General features: G+C 56.2%; 30 protein-coding genes and 1 other annotated feature. Of the genes, 17 read left to right on the forward strand and 13 right to left on the reverse strand.

Annotated elements, in window-relative coordinates; all coding sequences use genetic code 11:
- Nucleotides 1–62: 62 nt before the first annotated feature.
- The 4 genes from FFB58_RS01610 to hxpB form a co-directional block, all read right to left on the reverse strand.
- Nucleotides 63–1454, reverse strand: coding sequence for an L-cystine transporter (locus FFB58_RS01610; RefSeq protein ID WP_039029064.1), 1392 nt, complete (start codon nucleotides 1452–1454; stop codon nucleotides 63–65).
- 129 nt (nucleotides 1455–1583) lie between these two features.
- On the reverse strand, nucleotides 1584–2174 hold the full coding sequence (locus FFB58_RS01615) for a metal-dependent hydrolase (protein ID WP_039029065.1): 591 nt from the start codon (nucleotides 2172–2174) through the stop codon (nucleotides 1584–1586).
- Between the two features lie 92 nt (nucleotides 2175–2266).
- A complete protein-coding gene (kduD, locus tag FFB58_RS01620) occupies nucleotides 2267–3028 on the reverse strand; it encodes a 2-dehydro-3-deoxy-D-gluconate 5-dehydrogenase KduD (protein WP_138368779.1) in 762 nt (253 codons plus the stop codon).
- 148 nt (nucleotides 3029–3176) lie between these two features.
- Nucleotides 3177–3845 carry a hexitol phosphatase HxpB gene (gene hxpB, locus FFB58_RS01625; RefSeq protein WP_039029067.1) on the reverse strand — a complete coding sequence of 223 codons (669 nt, stop codon included), beginning with the start codon at nucleotides 3843–3845 and terminating at the stop codon, nucleotides 3177–3179.
- Nucleotides 3846–3990: 145 nt separating this feature from the next.
- Between hxpB and FFB58_RS01630 the strand changes: the two genes are divergently transcribed.
- Entirely contained in the window at nucleotides 3991–4527 is a 537-nt protein-coding gene (locus tag FFB58_RS01630) for a YniB family protein (protein WP_039029068.1), read from the forward strand.
- Between the two features lie 42 nt (nucleotides 4528–4569).
- Here FFB58_RS01630 and FFB58_RS01635 read toward each other — a convergent pair whose 3' ends face one another.
- From FFB58_RS01635 to pfkB, 3 genes are all read right to left on the reverse strand, one after another.
- On the reverse strand, nucleotides 4570–5430 hold the full coding sequence (locus FFB58_RS01635; protein ID WP_039029069.1) for a fructosamine kinase family protein: 861 nt from the start codon (nucleotides 5428–5430) through the stop codon (nucleotides 4570–4572).
- A 105-nt stretch (nucleotides 5431–5535) separates the two neighbouring features.
- Entirely contained in the window at nucleotides 5536–5826 is a 291-nt protein-coding gene (ghoS, locus tag FFB58_RS01640) for a type V toxin-antitoxin system endoribonuclease antitoxin GhoS (protein WP_039029070.1), read from the reverse strand.
- A gap of 89 nt (nucleotides 5827–5915) precedes the next feature.
- Complete coding sequence (pfkB, locus tag FFB58_RS01645; protein ID WP_039029071.1) at nucleotides 5916–6848, reverse strand: 6-phosphofructokinase II; 933 nt, start codon at nucleotides 6846–6848, stop codon at nucleotides 5916–5918.
- Between the two features lie 292 nt (nucleotides 6849–7140).
- Between pfkB and FFB58_RS01650 the strand changes: the two genes are divergently transcribed.
- The gene (locus FFB58_RS01650; RefSeq protein ID WP_039029072.1) at nucleotides 7141–7899 is read left to right on the forward strand and encodes a YdiY family protein; all 759 of its coding nucleotides are present in this window, start codon (nucleotides 7141–7143) and stop codon (nucleotides 7897–7899) included.
- A 255-nt stretch (nucleotides 7900–8154) separates the two neighbouring features.
- Nucleotides 8155–8388 carry a hypothetical protein gene (locus FFB58_RS01655; RefSeq protein ID WP_072036628.1) on the forward strand — a complete coding sequence of 78 codons (234 nt, stop codon included), beginning with the start codon at nucleotides 8155–8157 and terminating at the stop codon, nucleotides 8386–8388.
- A gap of 189 nt (nucleotides 8389–8577) precedes the next feature.
- On the opposite strand, the gene yniD is transcribed toward FFB58_RS01655, so the two are convergent.
- Both yniD and yncL read right to left on the reverse strand, forming a co-directional pair.
- The gene (gene yniD / locus FFB58_RS01660; RefSeq protein WP_138368780.1) at nucleotides 8578–8685 is read right to left on the reverse strand and encodes a small membrane protein YniD; all 108 of its coding nucleotides are present in this window, start codon (nucleotides 8683–8685) and stop codon (nucleotides 8578–8580) included.
- A 100-nt stretch (nucleotides 8686–8785) separates the two neighbouring features.
- Nucleotides 8786–8878 (reverse strand): stress response membrane protein YncL, encoded by a 93-nt coding sequence (gene yncL / locus FFB58_RS01665; protein WP_072036629.1) that lies wholly within the window; start codon nucleotides 8876–8878, stop codon nucleotides 8786–8788.
- A 333-nt stretch (nucleotides 8879–9211) separates the two neighbouring features.
- Between yncL and thrS the strand changes: the two genes are divergently transcribed.
- The 14 genes from thrS to selO all read left to right on the forward strand — a co-directional run bounded on the left by thrS (nucleotide 9212) and on the right by selO (nucleotide 21827).
- Nucleotides 9212–11140, forward strand: coding sequence for a threonine--tRNA ligase (gene thrS, locus FFB58_RS01670; RefSeq protein WP_138368781.1), 1929 nt, complete (start codon nucleotides 9212–9214; stop codon nucleotides 11138–11140).
- A 3-nt stretch (nucleotides 11141–11143) separates the two neighbouring features.
- Nucleotides 11144–11686 (forward strand): translation initiation factor IF-3, encoded by a 543-nt coding sequence (gene infC / locus FFB58_RS01675; protein ID WP_023616141.1) that lies wholly within the window; start codon nucleotides 11144–11146, stop codon nucleotides 11684–11686.
- 97 nt (nucleotides 11687–11783) lie between these two features.
- Nucleotides 11784–11981, forward strand: coding sequence for a 50S ribosomal protein L35 (rpmI, locus tag FFB58_RS01680; protein ID WP_003030583.1), 198 nt, complete (start codon nucleotides 11784–11786; stop codon nucleotides 11979–11981).
- 52 nt (nucleotides 11982–12033) lie between these two features.
- Nucleotides 12034–12390: a 50S ribosomal protein L20 gene (gene rplT, locus FFB58_RS01685; protein WP_000124850.1), complete on the forward strand. Its 357-nt coding sequence runs from the start codon at nucleotides 12034–12036 to the stop codon at nucleotides 12388–12390.
- 117 nt (nucleotides 12391–12507) lie between these two features.
- Nucleotides 12508–12631, forward strand: a sequence feature (Phe leader region).
- A complete protein-coding gene (gene pheM, locus FFB58_RS01690) occupies nucleotides 12513–12557 on the forward strand; it encodes a pheST operon leader peptide PheM (protein ID WP_001386830.1) in 45 nt (14 codons plus the stop codon). (Overlaps the previous feature by 45 nt.)
- 40 nt (nucleotides 12632–12671) lie before the next feature.
- Nucleotides 12672–13655: a phenylalanine--tRNA ligase subunit alpha gene (pheS, locus tag FFB58_RS01695; RefSeq protein ID WP_039029074.1), complete on the forward strand. Its 984-nt coding sequence runs from the start codon at nucleotides 12672–12674 to the stop codon at nucleotides 13653–13655.
- A gap of 15 nt (nucleotides 13656–13670) precedes the next feature.
- Entirely contained in the window at nucleotides 13671–16058 is a 2388-nt protein-coding gene (gene pheT / locus FFB58_RS01700) for a phenylalanine--tRNA ligase subunit beta (RefSeq protein WP_138368782.1), read from the forward strand.
- A 4-nt stretch (nucleotides 16059–16062) separates the two neighbouring features.
- Nucleotides 16063–16362, forward strand: a complete 300-nt coding sequence (ihfA, locus tag FFB58_RS01705) for an integration host factor subunit alpha (protein WP_006820203.1) — start codon at nucleotides 16063–16065, stop codon at nucleotides 16360–16362.
- Between the two features lie 101 nt (nucleotides 16363–16463).
- The gene (gene btuC / locus FFB58_RS01710; RefSeq protein ID WP_138368783.1) at nucleotides 16464–17444 is read left to right on the forward strand and encodes a vitamin B12 ABC transporter permease BtuC; all 981 of its coding nucleotides are present in this window, start codon (nucleotides 16464–16466) and stop codon (nucleotides 17442–17444) included.
- A 35-nt stretch (nucleotides 17445–17479) separates the two neighbouring features.
- The gene (locus FFB58_RS01715; RefSeq protein WP_138368784.1) at nucleotides 17480–18031 is read left to right on the forward strand and encodes a glutathione peroxidase; all 552 of its coding nucleotides are present in this window, start codon (nucleotides 17480–17482) and stop codon (nucleotides 18029–18031) included.
- Nucleotides 18031–18786 (forward strand): vitamin B12 ABC transporter ATP-binding protein BtuD, encoded by a 756-nt coding sequence (gene btuD / locus FFB58_RS01720; protein ID WP_138368785.1) that lies wholly within the window; start codon nucleotides 18031–18033, stop codon nucleotides 18784–18786. Before FFB58_RS01715 ends, btuD begins: the two co-directional genes overlap by 1 nt.
- Before the next feature lie 72 nt (nucleotides 18787–18858).
- A complete protein-coding gene (locus tag FFB58_RS01725; RefSeq protein WP_138368786.1) occupies nucleotides 18859–19323 on the forward strand; it encodes an NlpC/P60 family protein in 465 nt (154 codons plus the stop codon).
- Between the two features lie 286 nt (nucleotides 19324–19609).
- Nucleotides 19610–20323, forward strand: coding sequence for an EAL domain-containing protein (locus tag FFB58_RS01730; protein ID WP_138368787.1), 714 nt, complete (start codon nucleotides 19610–19612; stop codon nucleotides 20321–20323).
- 61 nt (nucleotides 20324–20384) lie between these two features.
- A complete protein-coding gene (selO, locus tag FFB58_RS01735; RefSeq protein ID WP_138368788.1) occupies nucleotides 20385–21827 on the forward strand; it encodes a protein adenylyltransferase SelO in 1443 nt (480 codons plus the stop codon).
- Here the strand turns inward: selO and FFB58_RS01740 are convergent.
- The 4 genes from FFB58_RS01740 to chuS are packed head-to-tail and all read right to left on the reverse strand — an operon-like array spanning nucleotide 21824 to nucleotide 25434.
- Nucleotides 21824–22603 carry a heme ABC transporter ATP-binding protein gene (locus FFB58_RS01740; RefSeq protein ID WP_138368789.1) on the reverse strand — a complete coding sequence of 260 codons (780 nt, stop codon included), beginning with the start codon at nucleotides 22601–22603 and terminating at the stop codon, nucleotides 21824–21826. The genes selO and FFB58_RS01740 overlap by 4 nt on opposite strands.
- Entirely contained in the window at nucleotides 22596–23588 is a 993-nt protein-coding gene (locus FFB58_RS01745) for an iron ABC transporter permease (protein WP_138368790.1), read from the reverse strand. The genes FFB58_RS01740 and FFB58_RS01745 overlap by 8 nt, the downstream gene beginning before the upstream one ends.
- Nucleotides 23588–24409, reverse strand: a complete 822-nt coding sequence (locus tag FFB58_RS01750; protein WP_138368791.1) for a hemin ABC transporter substrate-binding protein — start codon at nucleotides 24407–24409, stop codon at nucleotides 23588–23590. Before FFB58_RS01750 ends, FFB58_RS01745 begins: the two co-directional genes overlap by 1 nt.
- Nucleotides 24406–25434, reverse strand: coding sequence for a hematinate-forming heme oxygenase ChuS (chuS, locus tag FFB58_RS01755; RefSeq protein WP_138368792.1), 1029 nt, complete (start codon nucleotides 25432–25434; stop codon nucleotides 24406–24408). Before chuS ends, FFB58_RS01750 begins: the two co-directional genes overlap by 4 nt.
- Nucleotides 25435–25461: the final 27 nt, after the last annotated feature.

Consider the following 25461-nt stretch of genomic DNA (forward strand, 5'->3'; position numbering starts at 1 on the left):
ATTCCGCAGGCATAAAAAAAGCCCATCAGGAAACTAATGGGCTTTTTTCGTTCCGGGAGCGATTAACGGTGCGCGAGTTCCGCGTCGTCTTCGCTTTCCAGAACGGCTTTGTCGGTCTGCTTCAGCCACTGGCTGGTCAGCGTCCCGGCGGTCATGGAGCCGCTGACGTTCAGCGCGGTACGGCCCATGTCGATCAGCGGTTCAACGGAGATCAGCAGCGCCACCAGCGTTACCGGCAGACCCAGCGCAGGCAGGACAATCAGCGCCGCGAAGGTTGCGCCGCCGCCCACACCGGCTACACCGGCAGAGCTCACGGTCACAATCCCGACCAGAGTTGCGATCCACACCGGATCCAGCGGGTTAATGCCTACCGTTGGGGCAACCATTACCGCCAGCATGGCCGGGTAGAGACCTGCACAACCGTTCTGACCAATGGTCGCGCCGAAGGAGGCGGAGAAGCTGGCGATGGATTCCGGCACGCCCAGACGACGGGTCTGCGCTTCCACGTTCAGCGGAATGGAGGCTGCGCTGGAGCGGCTGGTAAAGGCGAAGGTCAGCACCGGCCACACTTTGCGGAAGTATTTCAGCGGGCTTACGCCGTTCACAGTCAGCAGAATGGCGTGAACCACAAACATGATGCCCAGACCGAGGTAAGATGCAACCACGAAGCTGCCCAGCTTGATGATGTCCTGCAGGTTAGAGCCGGCAACCACTTTGGTCATCAGCGCCAGGACGCCGTACGGGGTCAGCTGCATCACCAGACGCACCAGCTTCATCACCCAGCTCTGCAGGGTGTCGATGGCGGTCAGCACGCGCTGGCCTTTCGGGGCGTCATCTTTCAGCAGCTTCAGTGCAGCCACGCCGAGGAAGGCGGCGAAGATCACCACGCTGATGATGGACGTCGGGTTGGCACCGGTCAGATCGGCAAACGGGTTTTTCGGGATAAAGGAGAGCAGCATCTGCGGAACGGTGAGATCCGCCACTTTACCCGCATAGTTGGTCTCGATGGCGGTCAGACGCGCGGTTTCCGCGGTGCCCTGCACCAGGCCTTCTGCCGTCAGGCCAAACAGGTTGGTGACCAGCACGCCGACCAGCGCCGCGATAAGGGTAGTAAACAGCAGCGTACCGATGGTCAGGAAGCTGATTTTACCCAGCTGTGAGGCGTTATGCAGACGGGCCACCGCGCTCAGAATAGAGGCGAAGACCAGCGGCATGACGATCATCTGCAGCAGCTGCACATAGCCGTTGCCGACCACGTTAAACCACTGGATAGACTCTTTCAGCACCGGGTTGCTGGAACCGTAAATGGCCTGCAGCGCCAGGCCAAAGACCACGCCCATCACCAGACCGACCAGCACTTTTTTGGCCAGGCTCCACTGTTTATGACGCGCCTGCGCCAGCAACAGCAGTAAGCCGACGAACACCACGATGTTCGCGATTAATGGAAAATTCATCCCCGTTCTCCTGATTTAATATCAGATCGGTATCAGTCCGACCTTGTTGGCGCAAGGTTAGCAGAAGTGTGATCCCGTCGCTTATATCCAAATGGAATGGTTTATTCCAAACGCGCTAACTTTGTCGAATTAGCGCTCAATCTGATGATGGATAAAGCGGTTGAACTGAAATTGCAGGGAATTGATCATGTGCGAGGACCAGCGCACGGCACCGTTTTCCGGTAGCGTCTGCGGCATCCACACCGCCCAGGCGAACAGCGCCATGCACAGGGCGCGCTCCAGCTGGTTACCTTTTTGCGGGCGGAGGATCGGCAGGCGAAAACGCCAGCGGCAGGGCCACAGCAGGGGAACGCCCGCCGGAGTGAGCATGTCGGCCAGAATATGGCTCAGATAGCCCAATACCATTCCCTGGATAGCGTCCGCCGGGATCAGCCAGCTGTCCGGCACTTTTAAGTAGAAAAGGGTCAGGGCAGCGAACACCGCCAGCAGGCTGTGGGTAAAGCCGCGATGCCCGCAGGCGCGGGCAATGGGTTTGGAGATCCACTTCAGCCGCTGCCCGAGCAGCGACTTGGGATGATCGATATCCGGCAGCAGGCAGGTCAAAACCGCCGATGGCACGATATGCCACCAGTCACCCTGCGCCAGCACCGGTGTAAGCTCCGCATTTTTGGCAAACACTGCGCAGGCGAGAGAAAAGAGCAGATGACCTTCCGCCGTCATGATAAAACCCACTAAACTGTCGATGCATCCAGTATAGGGATTTTATACAGTATACGGAAGTAGTGACGGTGTAACTCTTTGTCACAAAGCTGTTAACGCGCCAGCCAGCCACCATCGACGGCCAGGGTGTAGCCGTTCACATAGTCCGACGCGGATGAAGCGAGAAAGACCGCCGGGCCCTGCAGATCGTCCGGCTTACCCCAGCGCCCCGCGGGGATGCGGTCGAGGATCTCTTTGCTGCGCTGTTCGTCGTCGCGCAGCTGCTGGGTGTTATTGGTCGCCATATAGCCCGGCGCGATGGCGTTGACGTTGATGCCGTGGTGCGCCCACTCGTTGGCGAGCAGGCGGGTGATCCCCAGCACGCCGCTTTTGGAGGCGGTATAAGAGGGAACGCGGATCCCGCCCTGGAACGACAGCATGGAAGCGATATTAATGATTTTGCCGCCCTGACCCTGGGCAATGAACTGGCGGGCCACGGCCTGCGAGAGGAAAAAGACCGATTTCAGGTTGAGGTTCATCACGTCATCCCAGTCCTTTTCGCTGAAGGTCAGCGCGTCTTCCCGACGAATGGTTCCAGCGTTGTTCACCAGAATATCCACGCGTCCCATTCCGGCAACCGTCTGTTCGACAATACTGTCGATGGCATCCTGCTTGCTAAGGTCGGCCTGAATAGCCAGAAACCGACGTCCCAGCGCCTTAACGCCTGCGGCGGTCTCTTCGGGGATGCGACGGTTGACGCTGACGATGTCGCAGCCAGCCTGCGCCAGACCCAGCGCCATGCCCTGGCCGAGGCCGGTATCACAGCCGGTAACGATGGCAACTTTTCCTGAAAGATTAAAGGCATCCTGTATCATACGGACCTCAGAGTGTAGGGGGGTATTATTGTTCTGAGATAAGCATAGAAGCAGTTGGAAATAAGATCAAACTAAAATGAAATGGCGTTTTAAAAATTTGAAATGCGATCGTATTTGCGGGCAACGGTGCGCTGCCCGCCATTGACACTCACCCGCGCAGATGCGCCACGGTGAGTTCCTGCAGGGAGGTCAGTTTTACATCCGCCAGCGCGTAACGGGCGTCGTGCTGGTTCTCTTCAGCAGGGACGACGATAGAACGCATCCGCGCCGCCTTGCTGGCGATCATGCCATTCACCGAGTCTTCCAGCGCCACGCAGGCTGTCGGATCAACGCCCAGCTTCGCGGCGCAGTCCATGTACACCTGCGGGTGCGGCTTGCTGTAGGGCAGCTTTTCAGCCGAGGCCATGGCGTCGAAACTGTCGCGCAGATCGAACATGATCAGCACTTTTTCCAGCATATGTAGCGGCGAAGCGGAAGCCAGTCCGACCTTCAGTCCCTGTTCTTTGCACAGCGCCACGGCTTCACGCGCGCCTTTGAGCAGCGGGCGATTCTCTTCCACCAGGGTAATGGCGCGGTTAATGATGCGATCGGTCACCTCATCACGCCCCGGGCCGACCCACGGCTGGTGGGCGTACCAGAGCTCAACCACCATATCGATGCGCAGGCCGAGCGTATCCGGCAACTCGTGGCGGCGGGTGATATCCACGCCCAGGCTGGCCATCACATCCAGTTCAGCCCGATCCCACAGCGGCTCGGAATCAATCAGTAATCCATCCATATCAAAAATGGCAGCAACAATTTGACGCGGCGTCGACATGCAACCTCTCCTTTCGTTGGTTTTAGCAGGGGGTAAGCGCTACCTCACCCTGGCAATTTAGCATATCACCCGTAAAGAGCGGGCGAAAATGACAACCAGCAGGTAGACTTAGCCTCAAAGGATGTAATTTGAAAATGAGGAATCAATGACATATCAACAAGCTGGACGTATCGCGATACTGAAACAGGTCGCTGGATGGGTGATTTTTATTCCGTCAGTGATCTCGACCATTATTTCCGTCCTGAAATTTATCTATGACCACAGCGAGAAACAGGCGGGCATCAACGCCGTGATGCTTGATTTTGCCCATGTCATGATTGAGATGATGCGATTCAATACGCCGTTCCTGAATTTCTTCTGGTACAACTCGCCGACGCCCGACTTCCGTCAGGGGATGAACATCGCCTTCTGGATTATTTTTGCTCTGGTCTTCATTGCCCTGGCGCTGCAGGCCTCTGGCGCGAAGATGCGCCGTCAGACCCGCATGATCCGCGAGGGGTTAGAAGCTCAATTGATTCTGGAGAACGCGAGAGGGGAAGAGGGGTTAACCCGCGAGCAGATCGAATCACGCATTGTGGTGCCGAATAACACCATTTTCCTGCAAATCTTTACGCTCTACGTGCTGCCGGTGCTGATGATTGTCGCCGGGTATTTCCTGTTTACCCTGCTCGGCCTGCTGTAAACGTTCTTCGCTGCCGGGTCAGGACGCCCGGCAGCCTGCGCGCTATGCCGCCAGCACTCTCTCCAGCGCTCTCTGCGCCTTCACCAGATGCTCGCCGCCAAACAGAATGGCTCGGTTCATCAGTGTATAGAGCTGATAAACCGGCTGTCTTTCCAGGAAATCAGCCGGGAGCGGGGATATCGACTGATAGCCGTCGTAAATCTGCGGCGGCTGCTCAGGATGGAGCGGCAGCATGGCGAGGTCGCACTCTCTGTCTCCCCAGTAGCAGGCCGGGTCAAAGATATAGGGACCGTTTGGACCCAGCGCGCAGTTGTCTGACCATAAATCGCCGTGCAGCAGGGAAGGCTGCGGCTGGTGCGAGGCCAGACGCTGCTGAATATGATCGACAATGGCGTCGATGTTGCCGAACTCCAGCCCTTTTTCCGCCGCCAGCTCCAGCTGCCAGCCAATACGCTGCTCGGCAAAGAAGGTCGACCAGCGTCGTTGCCAGGCGTTGGGCTGCGGGGTGGTGGAGAGATCGTTGTCAAAATCGAGGCCAAACTGCGGCTGATCGCTCCACTGGTGCAGGCGGGCGATCTGCTGCCCCAGAATAAAGGCGTTATGGGCATCCAGCGGGCGGGGCGGAAGATAGTCCATCACCAGAAAGCTGTAGTCGCGATCGCTGCCGACGGCCCGGACCTGGGGAACATGTACGGTTTTGCTGCGGGAGAGCAGTTCCAGCTGGTCAGCTTCTGCCGTGAAGATAGGTAACAGTTCGCGTTCGTCACACTTTACGAAAAGTTCACGACCCGCATAGCGCAGATGCCACGCGGCGTGGATCTCACCCCCTGGCAGCTCGTTACGCAGTTCAATTTCACCTTCGCCCAGTTGTTCACTTAAAAGATGACTGATAGCCTGCCACATGATCGCTCTCCCATGTTGTCTGCCAGATCATAAAGTTAGCGTGAAACTATGGTTAAAAAATACGAGCTAACGCACAGTTGGGCCGTTTGGCTGGCCCGGGGGCACTTATTGTTGCGCTTTTTGCCAGGTTTCCCAGCGCGTCACCTCAACCTGCGGCTCTTTTCCGGTTGCGCTCTCCACGAGCCCTGACGCCAGCGCTTTTACCTCATCTTCACTCAGCGGACTGACCAGGCCGTAAGTATGGGTGCCCAGCTCGTGCAGGTTGCCCTCATCATCAGTCATGGTCATTAAAAAACCACCGCGGGTAAGATTGTTATTGATTTCATTGAGCTCTGTCAGCGTGTCTTCATGAACCTTTATGGTTACCACGTAGCGCGCGATATCTCCGCTGCTCATAATTCACCTCGTTGTTATCCCGAAAGTTTTTTTAGCATAGTTGATTCATGCCATTTGTCGCCCTCACCGGGTAACCGGGAGGGCAGTCATTACACACTGGCCAGATAGGTGAATATCTTCTGCGTGTCCTCCAGCGAGCACAGGCGGGTGCCATGATTGATGGTCGCCGCGCTGCCTGCCGCCACGCCGTACTGGGTCATCTCCCGTAATGAGGCCCCCTGCGCCAGCTTCAGGGTCATTGCGCCCACCATGCTGTCGCCCGCGCCGACGGTGCTCTGGCTTTTCATTGGCGGGGGCACAACCTGCACCGAGCCGGTCTCATCAACGGCCAGCGCGCCCTGAGGACCCAGGGAGACCACCACCCGCCGCGCTTTACCGCTTTTCACCAGCTCCTCGGCGGCCTTACGCACGTCATCAGGCTGGCTAAGATCGCGATTGACCAGCGCACTCAGCTCTTTCTGGTTGGGTTTGACCAGCTCGATGTTGCCGAGCGTCAGCGCGGCGCTGAGCGCCTCGCCGGAGCTGTCGACAATGCAACGAATGCCGTTCTGCTGGGCGGCGCGGATCAGCTGCGTCAGTTTTTCGGTTTTCACCCCGGGCGGCAGACTGCCGCTGATAACCAGCAAAGCGCCGCTCTCGATAGCCAGCACTTTCTCTTCGAGCTGGCGGAACTCATCATCACTCAGCGTCGCGCCTGGCATGACAAAGCGGTACTGCTCGTGGGTGGATTCAACGTGGACGTGCAGGTTTTGCCGGGTCCAGTCCTGGGCCTCGACCGTATCGACGGCTACCTGCTCGTCAGCAAGAAGCGAGACCAGATGTTCCCCCGTCGCGCCGCCTGCGGGAAAGATGGCGGTGGCTTTGCCGCCAAGGTGGGTAATAGCGCGGGCGACGTTAATGCCGCCGCCGCCGGGCTCAAAAACCGGCACGCTGCAGCGGAGTTTACCCTCAGGATAGAGTTGTGCCGTCAGGGTTGCGCTGTCCAGAGAAGGGGAGAGCGTCAACGTAAAGATACGATCCATGCTTATCTCCTGTCAGTGAGGTTCGCATTAAGCCTGGCACCGAACCCACAGAAGCGAAAGTATTAACAATATGATTTTCAATATAAATACCTTTACGTACCCTGACTTTTATTTATAAATATCGGGCTGGTTTAAGATCGTTCTTATTCCAAAAATGAAACAAGAAATCATTGCTATGTTATTTGAGCCTTTTTATAATTTGTAACCTTTCTAAGGATCCCATGGCATTGATCCGCAAGAAAGTTTCCGGGACCGTAATGGTCTCTTTTTTTGTTGTACGGACTCTTTATAAATGAAGCTCTTAAAGACAGTACCCGCCGCGATGATGTTGGCGGGAGGCCTGCTTGCGTCACTGAATGCGGCAGCCGATGATTCCGTTTTTACTGTCATGGACGATCCCTCCACTGCACAGAAACCCTTCGAAGGCACCCTTAACGCAGGTTATCTGGCGCAATCGGGCAATACGAAAAGCTCTTCCCTGACTGCCGATACCACCCTGACATGGTACGGCAACACCACAGCCTGGTCGCTGTGGGGTAACGCCAGCAACACCTCCTCTAACGATGAGCGCTCTTCCGAGAAATATGCGGTGGGCGGACGTAGCCGTTACAACATGACTGACTATGACTATCTGTTTGGTCAGGCGAGCTGGTTAACCGATCGCTACAACGGCTACCGCGAGCGTGATGTGGCAACCGCCGGTTACGGTCGCCAGTTCCTGAATGGTCCGGTACACAGCTTCCGCTTTGAATTTGGTCCGGGTGTTCGCTATGACGAATACACCGACGGTGATACGGAAACCCAGCCGCTGGGTTACGCATCCGGAACCTACGCCTGGCAGATGACCGATAACGCGAAGTTCAGCCAGGGCGTCTCCGTCTTTGGCGCTGACGATACCACCGTCAACTCCGAGACCGCCCTCAACGTGGCGATCAACGCGCATTTCGGGCTGAAAGTTGCATATAACGTGACCTGGAACTCCGAGCCGCCAGCGTCTGCACCGGAACACACCGATCGCAGAACCGTCGTCTCTCTGGGCTACAAAATGTAATTACCGCGGGCCAATAATATATTGGCCCGTTTTTAATTTTTGTGCTGATAAATAATAAACACTGTTTTAAAATATAGCGGTAGCCGATATCTCCATATTCTCTCCATAATCCCTCGTTTTGTTAACCATTCAGTTTATTTGACACGAATTGATAAATATTTTGACTATGCAAAAGTGTGATCCAGATCTAAACTGTGAATACAGGCTAGATATTGCCTAAGTTGGTCTGTATTAATTCAGTAAGAGAAAAACATTATGAATAAAATCACAACTGCATCTGCAGCATTAGTACTTTCTGCATTGTCATTCGGCGTCTTTGCCGCTGACTCTGTATATAACTCTGCCAGTGACACCTCTACACAAATTGGCATTACCAAAGCCTCTGATGTAGAAGCCGGTTCGAACATCGCCCCGGGCTCACAATCGACCGGGCAATCCATGGATGACGCGTTCGACGTGCATAAACTGGTTGCCGGTGAATGGTCCTGATGGATTTGTCAGATGTGATAAATGCATTTTCGGCCACTTATTGCCGCTAAAAAAAAACCGGATCCTGATGTACCGGTTTTTTTATTTCTGTAATTTGTGTAAAGATAAATAAAACGTAAGTTTATATTTGTGCTGGTTGTGCAAACCAGTCGATAAATATCCTGATCTGCAGGGGCAGGGAAGATGAGATTAACCCCAAAGCATCGCCGCCCAGCGTAATAACAGCATAGCGGCACATATGGCGATTAAGACAATCACCATCTTCCAGTGTTTTTTTGAAAAGCGTTTCGTCGGCATCACGTCATCCTTGTTCTTTGGTGAAAGCAGTTTACCAAAGAGCAATGATAATTGCGCATCGCCGGAATGCTACAGCTTCAGGTGCTTGCAACAACGCGCTTCAGAACCAGTGAAACTTATCTGCCAGAATCACGAGTAGTGCGGTGGCAGAAAGAATGTTAAGGATAACGACTGTTCTGCTTGATACGTTCATAATTCGCCCCAATAAAGTGTTGAAGGACCTGTTCAAGAATAGCTCAGCAACCCGGTATTGCGAGAAACTGTCTGAAATTCCACATCAAAGTAAAGTCATGCAAAAGTACTAACGCATGCATTCTGCCTGTGGAGGGTGTTTTCACCCTTTTGTTAGTGTTACCATCTACAGGCTGATCGTAAATTGTCATTTATCTGATTTCGATCCTGTGCATGGTTGCGAGCCAATTTGACGATTGTTGGTCAGATGGTTTTGCAATTCACTGTAAATTAAAGATTATTTTCTTTGCATATGCTCTTATGTGTGGGGCATCACTGCAAATAAGGACATAAAATGCCTGTTATTACTCTTCCTGATGGCAGCCAACGCCATTTTGACCGTGCCGTCAGCCCAATGGATGTTGCGCTGGATATCGGCCCGGGTCTGGCGAAAGCCACTATTGCTGGCCGCGTAAACGGTGAGCTGGTTGATGCTTCCGATTTAATTGAAAACGATGCGAAGCTGTCGATCATCACCGCGAAAGACGAAGAAGGTCTGGAGATCATTCGTCACTCCTGCGCACACCTGCTCGGTCATGCGATCAAACAGCTGTGGCCTAACACCAAAATGGCTATCGGCCCGGTTATCGACAACGGTTTCTACTACGACGTTGACCTTGACCACACGCTGACCCAGGAAGATATCGAAGCCCTCGAAAAGCGTATGCACGAGCTGGCTGAGAGCAACTATGACGTCATCAAGAAGAAAGTGAGCTGGCACGAAGCGCGTGAAACCTTCGTGAAGCGTGGCGAAAGCTACAAGGTCACTATTCTTGATGAAAACATTGCTCATGATGACAAGCCTGGCTTGTATCACCATGAAGAATACGTCGACATGTGCCGTGGACCGCACGTGCCGAATATGCGCTTCTGCCATCACTTCAAGCTGATGAAAATCGCAGGCGCTTACTGGCGTGGCGACAGCAACAACAAGATGCTGCAGCGTATTTACGGTACTGCCTGGGCCGACAAAAAAGCCCTGAGCGCGTACCTGCAGCGTCTGGAAGAAGCGGCGAAGCGTGACCACCGTAAAATCGGTAAACAGCTCGACCTGTATCACATGCAGGAAGAAGCGCCGGGTATGGTGTTCTGGCATAACGACGGCTGGACAATCTTCCGTGAACTGGAAACCTTCGTGCGTTCCAAGCTGAAAGCGTACCAGTATCAGGAAGTGAAAGGCCCGTTCATGATGGACCGTGTGCTGTGGGAAAAAACCGGCCACTGGGACAACTACAAAGATGCGATGTTCACCACCTCTTCCGAGAACCGTGAATACTGCATCAAGCCGATGAACTGCCCGGGTCACGTTCAGATCTTCAACCAGGGTCTGAAATCCTACCGCGACCTGCCGCTGCGTATGGCGGAGTTCGGTAGCTGCCACCGTAACGAGCCGTCAGGCGCGCTGCATGGTCTGATGCGTGTTCGTGGCTTTACGCAGGATGACGCGCACATCTTCTGTACTGAAGATCAGGTGCGTGATGAAGTTAACGCCTGTATTCGTATGGTCTACGATATGTACAGCACCTTTGGCTTCGAGAAGATCGTGGTCAAACTCTCAACTCGTCCTGAAAAACGTATCGGCAGCGACGAGACCTGGGATCGTGCTGAGGCGGACCTGGCCGTCGCCCTGGAAGAGAACGGTATCCCGTTTGAATACCAGTTGGGCGAAGGTGCATTCTACGGTCCGAAAATTGAATTTACCCTGTATGACTGCCTCGATCGTGCATGGCAGTGCGGAACGGTACAGCTGGACTTCTCCCTGCCGCAGCGTTTAAGCGCCTCTTACGTTGGCGAAGACAACGAGCGTCAGGTTCCGGTAATGATTCACCGTGCGATTCTCGGTTCACTGGAGCGCTTCATCGGCATCCTGACCGAAGAGTTCGCTGGATTCTTCCCAACCTGGCTTGCGCCGGTGCAGGTAGTTGTGATGAACATTACCGATTCTCAGTCTGAATACGTTAAAGAATTGACGCAGAAACTACAAAATGCGGGCATTCGCGTAAAAGCGGACTTGAGAAATGAGAAGATTGGCTTTAAAATCCGCGAGCACACTTTACGTCGTGTCCCGTATATGCTGGTCTGTGGTGATAAAGAGGTGGAAGCAGGCAAAGTTGCCGTTCGCACCCGCCGTGGTAAAGACCTGGGCAGCCTGGACGTAAATGAAGTGATTGAGAAGCTGCAACAAGAGATTCGCAGCCGCAGTCTTCAACAACTGGAGGAATAAGGTATTAAAGGCGGAAAACGAGTTCAAACGGCACGTCCGAATCGTATCAATGGCGAGATTCGCGCCCAGGAAGTTCGCTTAACAGGTCTGGAAGGCGAGCAGCTGGGGATTGTGAGTCTGAGAGAAGCAATCGAAAAGGCTGAAGAAGCTGGAGTAGATTTAGTTGAAATCAGCCCTAACGCCGAACCGCCAGTTTGTCGTATCATGGACTACGGCAAGTTCCTTTATGAAAAGAGTAAGTCTTCTAAGGAACAGAAGAAGAAGCAAAAAGTTATCCAGGTTAAGGAAATTAAATTCCGTCCTGGTACCGACGATGGCGATTATCAGGTAAAACTCCGCAGCCTGATTCGCTTTCTGGAAGATGGCGATAAGGCCAAGATCACACTGCGTTTCCGTGGTCGTGAGATGGCCCACCAACAGATCGGTATGGAAGTGCTTAACCGCGTCCGTGACGATCTGAGTGAACTGGCAGTAGTCGAATCCTTCCCTACGAAGATCGAAGGCCGCCAGATGATCATGGTGCTCGCTCCTAAGAAGAAACAGTAAGGCCTTCAAGTAGCAATTCCTGTGGAGCCTACAGGCTTCGCAGGTTTTGTTCGCCTACGTTTCGTTTATTTAACAATGCGAAGTGGAAGTTATTAAGATGCCTAAAATTAAGACCGTACGCGGTGCTGCTAAGCGCTTCAAAAAAACCGGTGGTGGTGGATTTAAGCGTAAGCACGCAAACCTGCGTCATATTCTGACCAAAAAATCTACTAAACGTAAACGTCACCTGCGTCCAAAAGGCCTCGTGTCTAAAGGCGATCTGGGTCTGGTTATCGCGTGCCTGCCGTACGCATAAGCCGTTAACGTTTAATTTTTTTTACTAAGAATATAGATACAGGAGAGCTCACATGGCTCGCGTAAAACGTGGTGTAATTGCTCGTGCACGTCACAAAAAAATTCTGAAACAAGCTAAAGGCTACTACGGTGCGCGTTCTCGCGTATACCGCGTTGCCTTCCAGGCTGTTATCAAAGCTGGTCAGTACGCTTACCGTGACCGTCGTCAACGTAAACGTCAGTTCCGTCAGCTGTGGATTGCACGTATCAATGCGGCAGCACGTCAGAACGGTATTTCTTACAGCAAATTCATCAACGGCCTGAAAAAAGCCTCTGTTGAAATCGACCGTAAGATCCTGGCTGACATCGCAGTATTCGACAAAGTAGCGTTCACCGCTCTGGTCGAAAAAGCGAAAGCAGCACTGGCATAAGCCAGTTGGAAGAGGGAGCTTTGCTCCCTCTTTTCGTTTCAACAGCATCAAAACATTGACAATTTTCTGGCGACCCTTTTCAATAAGGCGACAGGTTCCGTATAACACAAGGTAACGCAAGCATGAATGCTGCTATTTTCCGCTTCTTCTTTTACTTTAGCACCTGACATCAGGAGGCTAGCGCGTGAAAGACGAAACGGAAAACAGCGCCAGAAAGCCTCCTGATGGAGGCTTTTTTCGTATCTGCCGCTTGTAAATATCGCTACATAACGAGGAAAACCATGTCACATCTCGCAGAGCTGGTTGCCAGTGCAACGGCCGCCATTAACCAGGCCTCAGATGTTGCCGCGTTAGACAACGTCCGCGTCGAATATCTGGGCAAGAAAGGGCACCTGACCCTTCAAATGACTACCCTGCGTGAATTGCCGCCAGAAGAGCGCCCGGCTGCAGGTGCGGTAATTAACGAAGCCAAAGAGCAGGTTCAGCAGGTGCTGAACGAGCGTAAAAACGCGCTGGAAAGCGCCGCGCTGAATGCGCGTCTGGCTGCAGAAACCATCGACGTCTCCCTGCCGGGTCGTCGCATTGAAAACGGTGGCCTGCACCCGGTTACGCGCACTATCGACCGCATTGAAAGTTTCTTCGGTGAGCTCGGCTTTACCGTGGCGACCGGCCCGGAAATCGAAGACGATTACCATAACTTCGATGCCCTGAATATCCCAGGCCACCACCCGGCGCGTGCTGACCACGACACTTTCTGGTTCGATGCTACCCGTCTGCTGCGTACCCAGACCTCTGGCGTGCAGATCCGCACCATGAAAGAGAAGCAGCCGCCAATCCGCATTATTGCCCCGGGCCGCGTCTATCGTAACGACTACGATCAGACCCACACCCCAATGTTCCATCAGATGGAAGGGCTGATCGTTGATAAAAACATCAGCTTTACCAACCTGAAAGGTACCCTGCACGACTTCCTGAGCAACTTCTTTGAAGAAGATCTGCAGATTCGTTTCCGTCCGTCCTACTTCCCGTTCACAGAACCTTCTGCCGAAGTTGACGTGATGGGTAAAAACGGCAAGTGGCTGGAAGTGTTGGGCTGCGGCATGGTGCACCCGAACGTCCTGCGTAACGTTGGCATTGATCCGGAAGTCTACTCCGGCTTTGCATTCGGTATGGGCATGGAGCGTCTGACCATGCTGCGTTACGGCGTAACCGACTTACGCGCTTTCTTCGAAAACGATCTGCGTTTCCTCAAACAGTTTAAATAAGGGCAGGACAGAACAATGAAATTCAGTGAACTGTGGTTACGCGAATGGGTGAACACTGCGCTCGACAGCGAGGCGCTCTCTAACCAGATCACCATGGCAGGCCTGGAAGTGGACGGCGTTGAGCCGGTTGCGGGCGCGTTTAATGGCGTTGTTATCGGCGAAGTCGTGGAGTGCGGCCAGCACCCGAACGCCGACAAACTGCGTGTGACGAAAGTGAACGTGGGCGGCGAACGCCTGCTGGATATCGTCTGCGGCGCGGCAAACTGCCGTCAGGGCCTGAAAGTGGCCGTGGCGACCGTGGGCGCGGTGCTGCCAGGCGATTTCAAAATCAAAGCGGCGAAACTGCGCGGCGAGCCGTCTGAAGGCATGCTGTGCTCTTTCTCTGAGCTGGGTATTTCCGACGACCACTCTGGCATCATTGAGCTGCCAGCGGATGCGCCAATTGGTACCGATCTGCGTGAATACCTGAATCTCGATGACAACACCATCGAAATCAGCGTGACCCCGAACCGTGCCGACTGCTTAGGCATCATCGGCGTGGCCCGCGACGTGGCGGTCCTGAATCAGACCGAACTGAACGCGCCAGAGATTGCCCCGGTTGCCGCCACCATCAACGACACGCTGCCGATTCAGGTTGACGCGCCAGACGCCTGTCCGCGCTACCTCGGCCGTGTGGTCAAAGGCATCAACGTTAAGGCGCCCACTCCGCTGTGGATGAAAGAGAAGCTGCGCCGCTGCGGCATCCGCTCTATCGATGCGGTGGTTGACGTGACTAACTACGTCCTGCTGGAGCTGGGTCAGCCGATGCACGCGTTCGATAAAGATCGTATCGAAGGCGGCATTGTGGTGCGTATGGCGAAAGAGGGCGAAACCCTGGTTCTGCTCGACGGTAGCGAAGCCAAACTTGGTGCCGATACCCTGGTTATTGCCGATCAAGGCCAGGCGCTGGCCATGGGCGGTATCTTCGGTGGCGACCACTCTGGCGTGAATGATGAAACCCAGAACGTGCTGCTGGAGTGCGCCTTCTTCAGCCCGCTGTCCATTACCGGTCGCGCGCGCCGTCACGGCCTGCATACCGATGCCTCTCACCGCTATGAGCGCGGCGTGGATCCAGCCCTGCAGTACAAAGCGATGGAGCGCGCTACCCGCCTGCTGATCGACATCTGCGGCGGCGAAGCCGGTCCGGTTATCGATGTGACCAGCGAGGCGCATCTGCCGAAGCCTGCGACCATCACCCTGCGCCGCAGCAAACTGGACCGCTTGATTGGTCATCACATTGCCGATGCGCAGGTGAGCGACATTCTGCGCCGTCTGGGCTGCGACGTGACCGAAGGTCAGGATGAGTGGACCGCTGTCGCGCCGAGCTGGCGTTTCGACATTTCGATCGAAGAAGATCTGGTGGAAGAAGTGGCCCGCGTATACGGCTACAACAACATTCCTGATGAGCCGGTACAGGCAGGCCTGGTGATGGGTTCCCATCGCGAAGCCGACCTCTCCCTGAAGCGTGTGAAAACCATGCTGAACGACAAAGGCTACCAGGAAGTGATCACCTACAGCTTCGTTGACCCGAAGGTGCAGCAGCTGATCCATCCAGGCCAGGAAGCGCTGATCCTGCCAAGCCCTATCTCCAGCGAAATGTCCGCCATGCGGCTGTCGCTGCTGACCGGCCTGCTGGGCACCATCGTCTACAACCAGAACCGTCAGCAGAGCCGCGTGCGCATCTTCGAAACCGGTCTGCGCTTTGTTCCGGATACCCAGGCAAACCTCGGCATCCGTCAGGATCTGATGCTGGCGGGTGCAATCTGCGGCAACCGCTATGAAGAGCACTGGGATCTGAGCAAAAACAGCGTTGATTTCTACGATCTGAAAGGCGATCTGGAATCAGTCCTCGATCTGACCGGTAAATTGTCTGAAATTGAGTTCCGCGCAGAAGCCATTCCGGCCCTGCATCCGGGCCAGAGCGCCGCGATTTATCTGAAAGGTGAACGCGTTGGTTTCATTGGTGTTGTGCATCCGGAACTGGAGCGCAAGCTCGATCTCAATGGCCGCACGCTGGCGTTTGAGCTGGAGTGGAACAAGGTCGCAGACCGCGTCATTCCTCAGGCTCAGGAGGTTTCTCGCTTCCCGGCAAACCGTCGTGATATCGCCGTCGTGGTGGCCGAAAATGTGCCTGCCGCAGATATTTTGGCCGAATGTAAGAAAGTTGGCGTAAATCAGGTAGTTGGCGTAAACTTATTTGACGTGTACCGCGGCAAGGGCGTAGCAGAGGGCTTTAAGAGCCTGGCTATCAGCCTGATCCTTCAGGATACCAGCCGTACACTCGAAGAAGAGGAGATTGCCGCTACCGTCGCCAAATGTGTAGAGGCATTAAAAGAGCGATTCCAGGCATCATTGAGGGATTGAACCTATGGCGCTTACAAAAGCTGAAATGTCCGAATATCTGTTTGATAAGCTTGGGCTTAGCAAACGGGATGCCAAAGAGCTGGTTGAGCTGTTTTTCGAAGAGATCCGTCGCGCTCTGGAAAATGGTGAGCAGGTAAAACTCTCCGGCTTTGGTAACTTTGATTTGCGCGACAAAAATCAACGTCCGGGTCGTAACCCGAAGACGGGTGAGGATATTCCCATTACAGCTCGCCGCGTGGTGACCTTCAGACCCGGACAGAAGTTAAAAAGCCGTGTCGAAAACGCTTCACCCAAAGCAGAGTGAGATGATCTAACCAAAAAGGCCGCATTCGCGGCCTTTTTTCTTTGCGCTGCTCTGAACCCACCGTAAAATCAATCACATCATTCACCCGCAAAATGATTCCAATGCCTGAATTTGCCCGTCTGCAGTACCGTTCCGACCTGCGTAAAGTGCTCTTCCTGCTGCTGGCGCTGGTTCTCGCGCTGGGGCTGAGCCTGTGCGCGGGCGATCAATGGATCGGGCCGCCGTCGTGGTTTAGCCCGCAGGGGGAGCTGTTTATCTGGCAGATCCGTCTGCCGCGGACCCTGGCCGTGGTGCTGGTGGGAGCGGCGCTGGCGCTGAGCGGCACCATCATGCAGGCGCTGTTTGATAACCCACTCGCCGAGCCGGGGTTGTTAGGCGTATCAAACGGGGCAGGCGTCGGGCTGATTGCCGCCGTCATGCTGGGCGGAGGCGTGCTGTCCGGATGGGAACTGAGCCTCTGCGCCATTGCCGGGGCGCTGATTGTTACCCTTATTCTGTTGCGCTTTGCCCGCCGTCATCTCTCGGTCAGTCGCCTGCTGCTCGCCGGGGTGGCGCTGGGAATTATCTGCAGCGCCCTGATGACCTGGGCGGTCTACTTTTCCACCTCCTTTGATCTGCGCCAGCTGATGTACTGGATGATGGGCGGCTTCGGCGGCGTGGACTGGGGGCAGGGCTGGCTGATGCTGCTGCTGGTACCGGTTATCGTCTGGGCCTGTTTTCAGGCCGCCCCCCTGAACGTCCTGGTGCTGGGTGAGATTTCGGCCCGCCAGCTGGGGCTGCCGCTCACCTTCTGGCGCAACATCCTGGTGGTCGCTATCGGCTGGATGGTGGGCGTAAGCGTGGCGCTGGCCGGTGCCATCGGCTTTGTCGGCCTCGTTATCCCCCATATGCTGCGTTTATGCGGCATAACCGATCACCGGCTGCTGCTGCCTGCTGCGGCCGTGACGGGCGGCGCGACGCTGCTTATCGCCGACATCATCGCGCGCCTGGCGTTAACGGCGGCAGAGTTGCCGATCGGTGTTGTCACCGCTACGCTGGGTGCACCGGTATTTATCTGGCTATTATTAAAAGCTGGCCGCTAAGGCTGCCAGTCTGAACCACAACCTGAGGGAATGCTATGCCGAACGATATTCTGAACACCGAAGTGACGACCATCGATGGAGAAAAGACCACCCTGGAAGGCTATAAGGGCAAGGTTCTGCTGGTGGTGAACGTGGCATCGAAATGCGGTCTGACGCCGCAGTATGAGCAGCTCGAAAACATTCACAAAGCATGGGAAAAGGACGGTTTTACCGTGCTCGGTTTCCCGTGTAACCAGTTTCTCGGCCAGGAGCCAGGTAGCGAAGAGGAGATCAAAACCTTCTGCAGCACCACCTATGGCATCACCTTCCCGATGTTCAGCAAAGTCGAGGTCAACGGCGAAGCGCGTCATCCGCTGTATCAAAAGCTGATTGCCGCAGCCCCGGTGGCTGTTGCGCCTGAAAGCAGCGGTTTTTATGAGCGTCTGGCGAGCAAAGGCCGTGCGCCGCTCTATCCTGATGACATTTTATGGAATTTTGAAAAATTCCTGATCGGTCGCGATGGCGAAGTGGTTCAGCGTTTTGCGCCGGATATGACGCCTGAAGATCCGATCCTGATGGAAGCGATCAAGCTGGCGCTCGCGAAGTAATGTCGATCCTGATGCAGCTCAATGGGGTGTCGGAATCCGGTCGTCTGCAGCCGCTTTCCGCACAGGTTAATGCGGGGGAGATCCTGCACCTGGTCGGCCCGAATGGGGCAGGTAAGAGCACATTGCTTGCCCGTATGGCCGGGCTGAGTAGCGGGCAGGGCGAAATCCTGTTGCAGGGGGAATCGCTATCCCGTTGGTCCTCCGCGTCGCTGGCGAGCCGCAGGGCGTATCTGGCGCAGCAGCAAACTGCGCCGTTCGCCATGCCGGTCTGGCACTATCTGACGCTGCATCAGCACCATAGTCAGCAAAAAGCGCTGTTAAGTGACGTCGCAGCCATGTTGGGTATTGAGGATAAACTGTCCCGGCACGTCAGCCAGCTCTCCGGCGGAGAGTGGCAGCGCGTGCGGCTGGCGGCGGTGATCCTGCAAATTCATCCCCAGGGCAATCCGCACGGTCAGTTGCTGTTGCTGGACGAGCCGATGAGCAGTCTCGATGTTGCCCAGCAGGTGGCGCTGGACAGAGCGTTAAGCGCTCTGTCGCAGCAGGGTATTGCGGTGGTGATGAGCAGTCATGACCTCAACCATACCCTGCGTCATGCGCATCGCGTCTGGCTGCTGAAGCGGGGCCAGCTGATTGCCAGCGGGGCGCGTGACAGCGTTCTGACGCCGCCCAATCTGGCTAAAGCTTATGATATGTCTTTCCGCCGTCTGGACATCGAAGGTCACAGAATGATCATTTCGACGTCTCAGGAATAACCGCTTGTTGCACAGCGACATATTCACAGGCTAAATTACGGAAAATCCAAAAAATCAGAGGATTCGTCGGGAATGCGATTCTGTTTTCTATTGGTAGCCGCGCTATTTCTTGCAGGATGCAGCAGCCATCGCGCACCGCCGCCGAACGCGCGGCTGTCTGATTCTATCGCGGTGATTGCGGGTCTCAACGATCAACTGCACAACTGGGGCGGTACGCCTTACCGCTACGGTGGCATGACGCGCGGTGGTATTGATTGTTCGGGGTTTGTCTTGCTGACGTTTCGCGACCAGTTTGCGTTGCAGTTGCCGCGAGAAACGCGCCAGCAGGCGACAATAGGCACCGAGATTGATAAAGACGATCTGTTGCCTGGCGATCTGGTGTTCTTTAAAACCGGCTCTGGCGAAAGCGGCCTGCACGTCGGGATATACGATACCGATAATCAATTTATTCATGCCTCGACCAGTCGCGGCGTGATGCGCTCCTCTCTCAATAATGTTTACTGGCGCAAAAACTTCTGGCAAGCCCGACGCATTTAATCTCGTCGCGCCGGCCTGGCGCGACGCCGATCCTTTGTTTAAATGAGATTCGTTTCAGGACATTAATTCTGAATCTGCAGCAGGTGGAATTAATTTGAATCAATTCTGGCAGTTAGGGAAAACTGGCTATTAAGCTTTATCCAGGATAAGATTATTTTCAGGACTAAGGAAAATCCGAAAATTAAATGGAACGAATGAGATTATTCTTTATAAAATCCAAATGGTTGAATTACTTCAGCATATGTCTCAGGATGTCTTGTATCGTCTTTAAATCAGGACGGACGCCATGATTGTGATGCTGGATATTGCTTATCAAACAGAATTTTTATTAGTCCCCGCGCGCCATGATTCAGGGGCGCTTAAAGGTCTTGAAATAAACGTCAATTTTGTTGGTGTTAACAGCCTTGTGCGCATTCCTACTGAACTGGTGCGTCCTTTGTTAACGCCTGCGCAAGAGTTGATGCTTTTTCATGAGCAACTTGCGCTGCTTGAAACCTGCAAACTCTTTTTTATTCAGCAACAGCTCCTGGCGTGGATAAATATCTCCCCGGTGATTGTTGAATATCTGCTAACAGAAGAAGAAGGTGTTTCAATATGTGAACGTCATCCGTGGCTGGAGTTCACCATTTATGAAAACTATCCGGATCTCAATAAAGGCAATTTGAATACCTCGCTAATGAATTTCGCACTGCGTTTTCCGCTGGTGCTGGGCAATTTTGGTGCCGGGGATGCCTCAACCAAAGCCATTTTTGACGGCATGTTTAAACGCGTGGCGCTGGATAAAAACTTCATTCAGCAACAGCTCACTCAAAATACCTTCGATCCTTTCTTACGGGCGATCTTTATCCAGATATCGCCGTACTGTCAGTCACTGATGGTGGCGGGCGTGGATGATGACGTTGCGCTGCGGCGGCTGTCGGTGTACGGCTTTAGCGCCATGCAGGGCAGCCTGTGGCCTGCCGTTCCCCTTGAGCGTATAACCTCCCTGGTGCAGGTATAACCCTTGTCTTACCCGGTGTTTAACCGCTGACAAACCCACTACACTAAAAGCAGGAGGACCTATGACCCTGTCTTTTACCGCGCACTGGCATGATGAATTACCCGGTTTTTATACGGCACTGAAACCCACTCCCCTGAATAATGCCCGCCTGATCTGGCATAACTCGGCGCTGGCCGCCGAACTGGCGATCCCGGAATCGCTGTTCAGGCCGGAGCAGGGTGCTGGCGTTTTTGGCGGCGAAACGCTGCTGCCCGGCATGCAGCCGCTGGCGCAGGTGTACAGCGGACATCAGTTTGGCGTCTGGGCCGGTCAATTAGGTGACGGGCGAGGGATCCTGCTCGGCGAACAGCAGCTCGCCAACGGACAAACCATGGACTGGCACCTGAAGGGCGCCGGGCTCACGCCGTACTCACGTATGGGCGATGGCCGCGCCGTTCTGCGCTCCACCATCCGCGAAAGCCTGGCCTCGGAAGCGATGCACGCCCTGGGAATTCCCTCCACCCGCGCGCTGTCGATTGTCACCAGCGACACCCCGGTGGCGCGTGAGAGCATGGAGCAGGGCGCGATGCTGATCCGCGTAGCTCAGAGCCACGCCCGTTTCGGCCATTTCGAACACTTCTACTATCGCCGCGAGCCGGAGAAAGTGCGCCAGCTGGCGGACTTTATCATTCGCCATCACTGGCCCCAGTGGCAGGACGAGGCCGATAAGTACATCCTCTGGTTCCGCGACGTGGTGGCACGTACCGCATCGCTTATCGCCTGCTGGCAGACGGTGGGCTTTGCGCACGGCGTGATGAATACCGACAACATGTCGATCCTCGGCCTGACCATCGATTACGGTCCTTACGGTTTTCTCGACGACTATCAGCCGGGCTATATCTGCAACCACTCCGACTATCAGGGGCGTTACAGTTTTGATAACCAGCCTGCGGTGGGCCTGTGGAACCTGCAGCGTCTGGCGCAATCGCTCTCACCCTTTATCGACGTTGACGCGCTTAACGACGCGCTGGACAGCTATCAGGACGTCTTGCTCCAGCAGTACGGCAAGCTGATGCGCCGCAAGCTGGGGCTGATGACGCAGGAGAAGGGCGATAACGAGCTGCTGAATAACCTGTTTGCGCTGATGGCCCGGGAAGGCAGCGACTACACCCGTACGTTGCGCATGCTGGGCCAGACCGAGCAGCACAGCGCCGCCTCACCGCTGCGCGATGAGTTTATCGATCGTCAGGCGTTTGATGACTGGTTTGCGACCTACCGCGCGCGTCTGCAGCAGGAGAACGTGGCGGACGAGGTGCGTCAGGCGCAGATGAACGCAGTCAACCCGGCCATGGTATTACGCAACTGGCTGGCGCAGCGGGCGATCGAGCAGGCGGAGAAAGGCGATTACGCCGAGCTTCACCGCTTGCACGAAGCCCTGCGTACGCCGTTTGCCGATCGTAATGACGACTACATCAGCCGCCCGCCGGACTGGGGCAAACGGCTGGAAGTAAGTTGTTCCAGTTAAGGTTTGAGAAAAACCTGGGGGCTGGCATTAAGCGGATGCTGCCCCACCTGCACCTGTGCGCCGTACCAGCGCGTCAGGTCGTCAGCCTGTAACACCTCCTGTGGTGTCCCCTGCGACACGATTCTGCCGTCGTGCAGGAGCACGATCCGATCTGCCCATAAGGCCGCCAGATTGAGATCGTGCAGCACCACGCAGACGTGCAGTTTTCCTTCCTGAACGAGAGCCTTTAGCAGGCGCAGCAGATGCTGCTGGTGATAGAGATCCAGCGCCGAGGTGGGCTCATCGAGAAACAGCCAGCCGCGCGGTGCGCCGCCATGCCAGAGCTGAGCCAGCGCCCGGGCCAGCTGCACCCGCTGCTGCTCTCCCCCCGAGAGGGCCGCATACTGGCGACCGGCAAGCGGCTGGCAGCCGGTAAGCTGCATCACCTCGCTGACGATCTGCGGCTCGGGATGTTGCGTCCACGGCGAGCGCCCCATGCCGATCACCGCCGCAACCGGCCAGTCAAAACCGAGCTGGGTTTGCTGGCGCATCACCGCCCGCATCCGGGATAAACTCTGTGTACTCCAGCCGTCCAGCGCTTTATCGTCCAGCAGGCAGCGCCCTGAATCCGGTTTGAGAAATCCGGTTAACAGGCGCAGCAGGGTGGATTTGCCCGCGCCGTTTGGGCCGATCAGCGCCACCAGCTCTCCCGGCAAAAGGGACAGCGAGACGTCGCGCACCACCGTCCGGCCTGCCACCCTGTAGGTCAAACCGTCGGCAACCAGGGATTCAGCCATGCTGGCCTCCACGACGAAAAATAAGCCACAGGAACCAGGGCGCGCCAAGAATGCTGGTCAGCAATCCCACCGGCATCTCCGCCGGAGCCACCAGCGTGCGCGCGGCGGTATCGGCGATCAGCAGCAAAAAAGCCCCCGCCAGCACCGAGCCGGGGATCACCGCCCGGTGATCCGACCCCAGCCACATGCGGATCAGGTGCGGCACCACCAGGCCAATAAAACCGATCACGCCGCTGACCGCCACCGCGGCGGCCACCAGCAGGGCGCTGCATAAAAGCAGGATGCGCTGGACGATCCGCACATCGACGCCCAGATAGTGCGCCTCTTCCTCGCCAAGCTGGAGCAGATTCAGGGCTGCCGCCAGCCGCCAGATAACCAGCACCGTCGGGATCATCAGCGAGGTCACCGCCAGCAGGGTGGACCACTGGGCCTGGCCGAGGCTGCCCATTCCCCACAGGGAGAGCTGGCGCAGCTGGGCGTCGTTACTTACCCAGGAGAGCACGCCCACCGCCGCGCCGCACAGGGCATTGATGGCGATCCCCACCAGCAGCAGGCGCGAGAGGGAATTCTCCCGCTGCTGGCTAAGCAGAAAAATGACGACCGTTGCCGCCAGCGCGCCAAGAAAGGCCGCCAGCATCGGGGCATAGAGCATCAGCAGGGCGGGCAGGGTGATGGGCAGCACCACCCACAGGGCGACGGCGCAGGCGGCACCGCTGCTGATCCCAAGCAACCCGGGGTCGGCGAGGGGATTACGAAACAGGCCCTGCATCACGCAGCCCGCCAGCGCCAGCGAGCCGCCAATCACCAGGGCCAGCAGCACCCGGGGCAGGCGAATGGTGAGCCAGATCTGGCGTAGCGCCTCGTCGGTGCCGCTCCAGAGCAGGTTCACCGGCAGGCGCAACGCGCCAAAACCGGTGGCCAGCAGCGTCATCAGGGCCAGCGCCAGCGCCAGCCCCCACAGCGAGCAGAGAATACGGCGAGGCATCAGGGCAGTTGCTCAGCTTTGCTGCGCAGCTGGCCAATCGCCTGCGGGGTACGCACGCTGAACCCGAGCAGCGCCATATCGTCAATCTGTAACACCTGCTTATTACGCCCGGCAGGGGTTTGCGCCAGACCTGGCAGCTTCCACAGATTCTCTTCTCCGCCCATCGCTTTTACCCCGGCCTGCGAAATCACCACCAAATCGGGCTGGCTGGCGATCACGCCCTCCTGAGAGAGCGGCTGGTAACGGGAGAACCCCTGCATGGCGTTTTGCAGACCCGCGGCGCGGATCGCCGCATCGGCGCCGGTATTCTGCCCGGCAGCCATGGCGGTCATCCCGCCGTGATTGAGAATGAACAGCACCCGCTTGTTAAGCGGGGAGGAGGGCATCGCGGCCAGCTCCTGATTCAGACGCTGGCGCAGGGCTTCCCCTTCGGAGACGCGGTGCGTCGCCTGCGCTATCAGGCGCACTTTCTCGTCGATGACGCTGAGCGCATTGCTGCCCGGCACCGTCACCACCCTGATGTTGCTTTGCCCGACCTGTTTGAGCGCCAGGGAAGGCTGCGCCTGGGCGCTGGCTAACACCACCGTCGGGCGCATCGCCAGGATCCCCTCGGCATTGAGCTGGCGCAGGTAGCCCACGTCCGGCAGCGAGTTGGCCTGTTCCGGCCACTGGCTGGTGCTGTCGCGCGCCACCAGTGAATCCCCGGCGCCCAGAGCGTAGACAATCTCCGTGACGTCCCCGCCAAGGGCAACGATCTTCTCCTGCGGGGCGGCAAAAGCGGCCAGCGGCAGCGCGGCAATCAGGGCAAGCAGTTTTCTCATGCGGCCAGCCCTTTCACCGTCAGGGCGTCAATCTGGGCACGCCACTGGCGCTGCTCGGGCTCGCCTTCCGTACGCTGACCGTACAGCTGGGCGATCTGCGTCCCGTCGGCGGCAAACAGCTCAAGGCTGGTAACGTGGCCGTCGGCGGTCGGTTTACGCGTCACCCAGGTCTCGGCGATGGTCTCTTCCAGCAGATGCAGGGTGAAGGCCGGGTTAAAGATGTTCAGCCAGCCTTTCATCGGCACCACTTTCTCCACCTTGCCGGTGAAGATCTGCACGCAGCCGCGGTTGCCGACGAAGATCATGATCTCGTTGGCGTCCTGACGGGCGGTGTCCAGCAGCTGCGCCAGGGCGCGGTTATCCACCTGACAGGCCAGATCGTCACCCACCAGGCGGAACGCCTGCTGACGGGTCAGGCCGTGGCGCTTAAGCAGGCCGAAGAACTGGTGTACGTCGGTCATGGCGCGCCACTCGCTGTCTACCGTTGCGGCATCGGCGTTTGCCACCTCAGCGCTCACCTCGGCAGCCTTCAGCGCCAGCGGCGGGTTATCGGCAAAGATAAAGCGGGTCAGCACGTCGCCCCAGGCGGAGATATCGGTGTTGTCGGTAGTGTAAACCTTCAGCAGCGCATCGCCCTGATGGTCAAAAAACTGGATGCTCTGACGTTCGCCGCGGGCAGTGGTTTCGCTGATATGGAACACGCTCGCCCACTGGTTGAGGAACAGGCGCAGATCCAGTGCGCGCGGGTTGAGCACCAGCCCGGCATGGCCATTCAGGTGCTGGTTGGTAAAGGTGCCCACCTGCTCGTGAACCGCATAGTCGTTGCGGCAGATGCATTTGGTTTCGCCCGTCGCTTCCAGCGCGCCGAGGATCTCACGAATGTCGCCATGCAGACGCCAGGCATCGTGGCCCACCCGCGCATAGGTCAGTTCGGCTTCGCTGATGTTCATCAGCGCGGCGATATCACGCGCGTATTTCCCCGGGTTTTCTTCTTTTAGTTCAAGCCAGCGTGTGTAGTGATTCATTGTCTCTTCCTTCCGGATAAATGCCCC

The organism is Enterobacter sp. MF024, assembly GCF_005843915.1.
In the GTDB taxonomy this organism is placed as follows: domain Bacteria; phylum Pseudomonadota; class Gammaproteobacteria; order Enterobacterales; family Enterobacteriaceae; genus Enterobacter; species Enterobacter barmai.

Bases quoted from the DNA above. Each gene is read 5' to 3' on its own strand.
- kduD (WP_138368779.1), bottom strand. From the start codon at position 3,028: ATGATACAGGATGCCTTTAATCTTTCAGGAAAAGTTGCCATCGTTACC.
- yncL (WP_072036629.1), bottom strand. From the start codon at position 8,878: ATGAACGTATCAAGCAGAACAGTCGTTATCCTTAACATTCTTTCTGCC.
- FFB58_RS01715 (WP_138368784.1), top strand. From the start codon at position 17,480: ATGCCGAACGATATTCTGAACACCGAAGTGACGACCATCGATGGAGAA.
- thrS (WP_138368781.1), top strand. From the start codon at position 9,212: ATGCCTGTTATTACTCTTCCTGATGGCAGCCAACGCCATTTTGACCGT.
- selO (WP_138368788.1), top strand. From the start codon at position 20,385: ATGACCCTGTCTTTTACCGCGCACTGGCATGATGAATTACCCGGTTTT.
- hxpB (WP_039029067.1), bottom strand. From the start codon at position 3,845: ATGTCGACGCCGCGTCAAATTGTTGCTGCCATTTTTGATATGGATGGA.
- btuC (WP_138368783.1), top strand. From the start codon at position 16,464: ATGCCTGAATTTGCCCGTCTGCAGTACCGTTCCGACCTGCGTAAAGTG.
- yniD (WP_138368780.1), bottom strand. From the start codon at position 8,685: ATGCCGACGAAACGCTTTTCAAAAAAACACTGGAAGATGGTGATTGTC.
- FFB58_RS01740 (WP_138368789.1), bottom strand. From the start codon at position 22,603: ATGGCTGAATCCCTGGTTGCCGACGGTTTGACCTACAGGGTGGCAGGC.
- pfkB (WP_039029071.1), bottom strand. From the start codon at position 6,848: ATGGATCGTATCTTTACGTTGACGCTCTCCCCTTCTCTGGACAGCGCA.
- FFB58_RS01630 (WP_039029068.1), top strand. From the start codon at position 3,991: ATGACATATCAACAAGCTGGACGTATCGCGATACTGAAACAGGTCGCT.
- rpmI (WP_003030583.1), top strand. From the start codon at position 11,784: ATGCCTAAAATTAAGACCGTACGCGGTGCTGCTAAGCGCTTCAAAAAA.
- FFB58_RS01615 (WP_039029065.1), bottom strand. From the start codon at position 2,174: ATGACGGCGGAAGGTCATCTGCTCTTTTCTCTCGCCTGCGCAGTGTTT.
- FFB58_RS01655 (WP_072036628.1), top strand. From the start codon at position 8,155: ATGAATAAAATCACAACTGCATCTGCAGCATTAGTACTTTCTGCATTG.
- FFB58_RS01745 (WP_138368790.1), bottom strand. From the start codon at position 23,588: ATGCCTCGCCGTATTCTCTGCTCGCTGTGGGGGCTGGCGCTGGCGCTG.
- FFB58_RS01750 (WP_138368791.1), bottom strand. From the start codon at position 24,409: ATGAGAAAACTGCTTGCCCTGATTGCCGCGCTGCCGCTGGCCGCTTTT.
- pheT (WP_138368782.1), top strand. From the start codon at position 13,671: ATGAAATTCAGTGAACTGTGGTTACGCGAATGGGTGAACACTGCGCTC.
- ghoS (WP_039029070.1), bottom strand. From the start codon at position 5,826: ATGAGCAGCGGAGATATCGCGCGCTACGTGGTAACCATAAAGGTTCAT.
- pheS (WP_039029074.1), top strand. From the start codon at position 12,672: ATGTCACATCTCGCAGAGCTGGTTGCCAGTGCAACGGCCGCCATTAAC.
- FFB58_RS01725 (WP_138368786.1), top strand. From the start codon at position 18,859: ATGCGATTCTGTTTTCTATTGGTAGCCGCGCTATTTCTTGCAGGATGC.
- FFB58_RS01635 (WP_039029069.1), bottom strand. From the start codon at position 5,430: ATGTGGCAGGCTATCAGTCATCTTTTAAGTGAACAACTGGGCGAAGGT.
- FFB58_RS01650 (WP_039029072.1), top strand. From the start codon at position 7,141: ATGAAGCTCTTAAAGACAGTACCCGCCGCGATGATGTTGGCGGGAGGC.
- FFB58_RS01610 (WP_039029064.1), bottom strand. From the start codon at position 1,454: ATGAATTTTCCATTAATCGCGAACATCGTGGTGTTCGTCGGCTTACTG.
- rplT (WP_000124850.1), top strand. From the start codon at position 12,034: ATGGCTCGCGTAAAACGTGGTGTAATTGCTCGTGCACGTCACAAAAAA.
- chuS (WP_138368792.1), bottom strand. From the start codon at position 25,434: ATGAATCACTACACACGCTGGCTTGAACTAAAAGAAGAAAACCCGGGG.
- ihfA (WP_006820203.1), top strand. From the start codon at position 16,063: ATGGCGCTTACAAAAGCTGAAATGTCCGAATATCTGTTTGATAAGCTT.
- btuD (WP_138368785.1), top strand. From the start codon at position 18,031: ATGTCGATCCTGATGCAGCTCAATGGGGTGTCGGAATCCGGTCGTCTG.
- FFB58_RS01730 (WP_138368787.1), top strand. From the start codon at position 19,610: ATGATTGTGATGCTGGATATTGCTTATCAAACAGAATTTTTATTAGTC.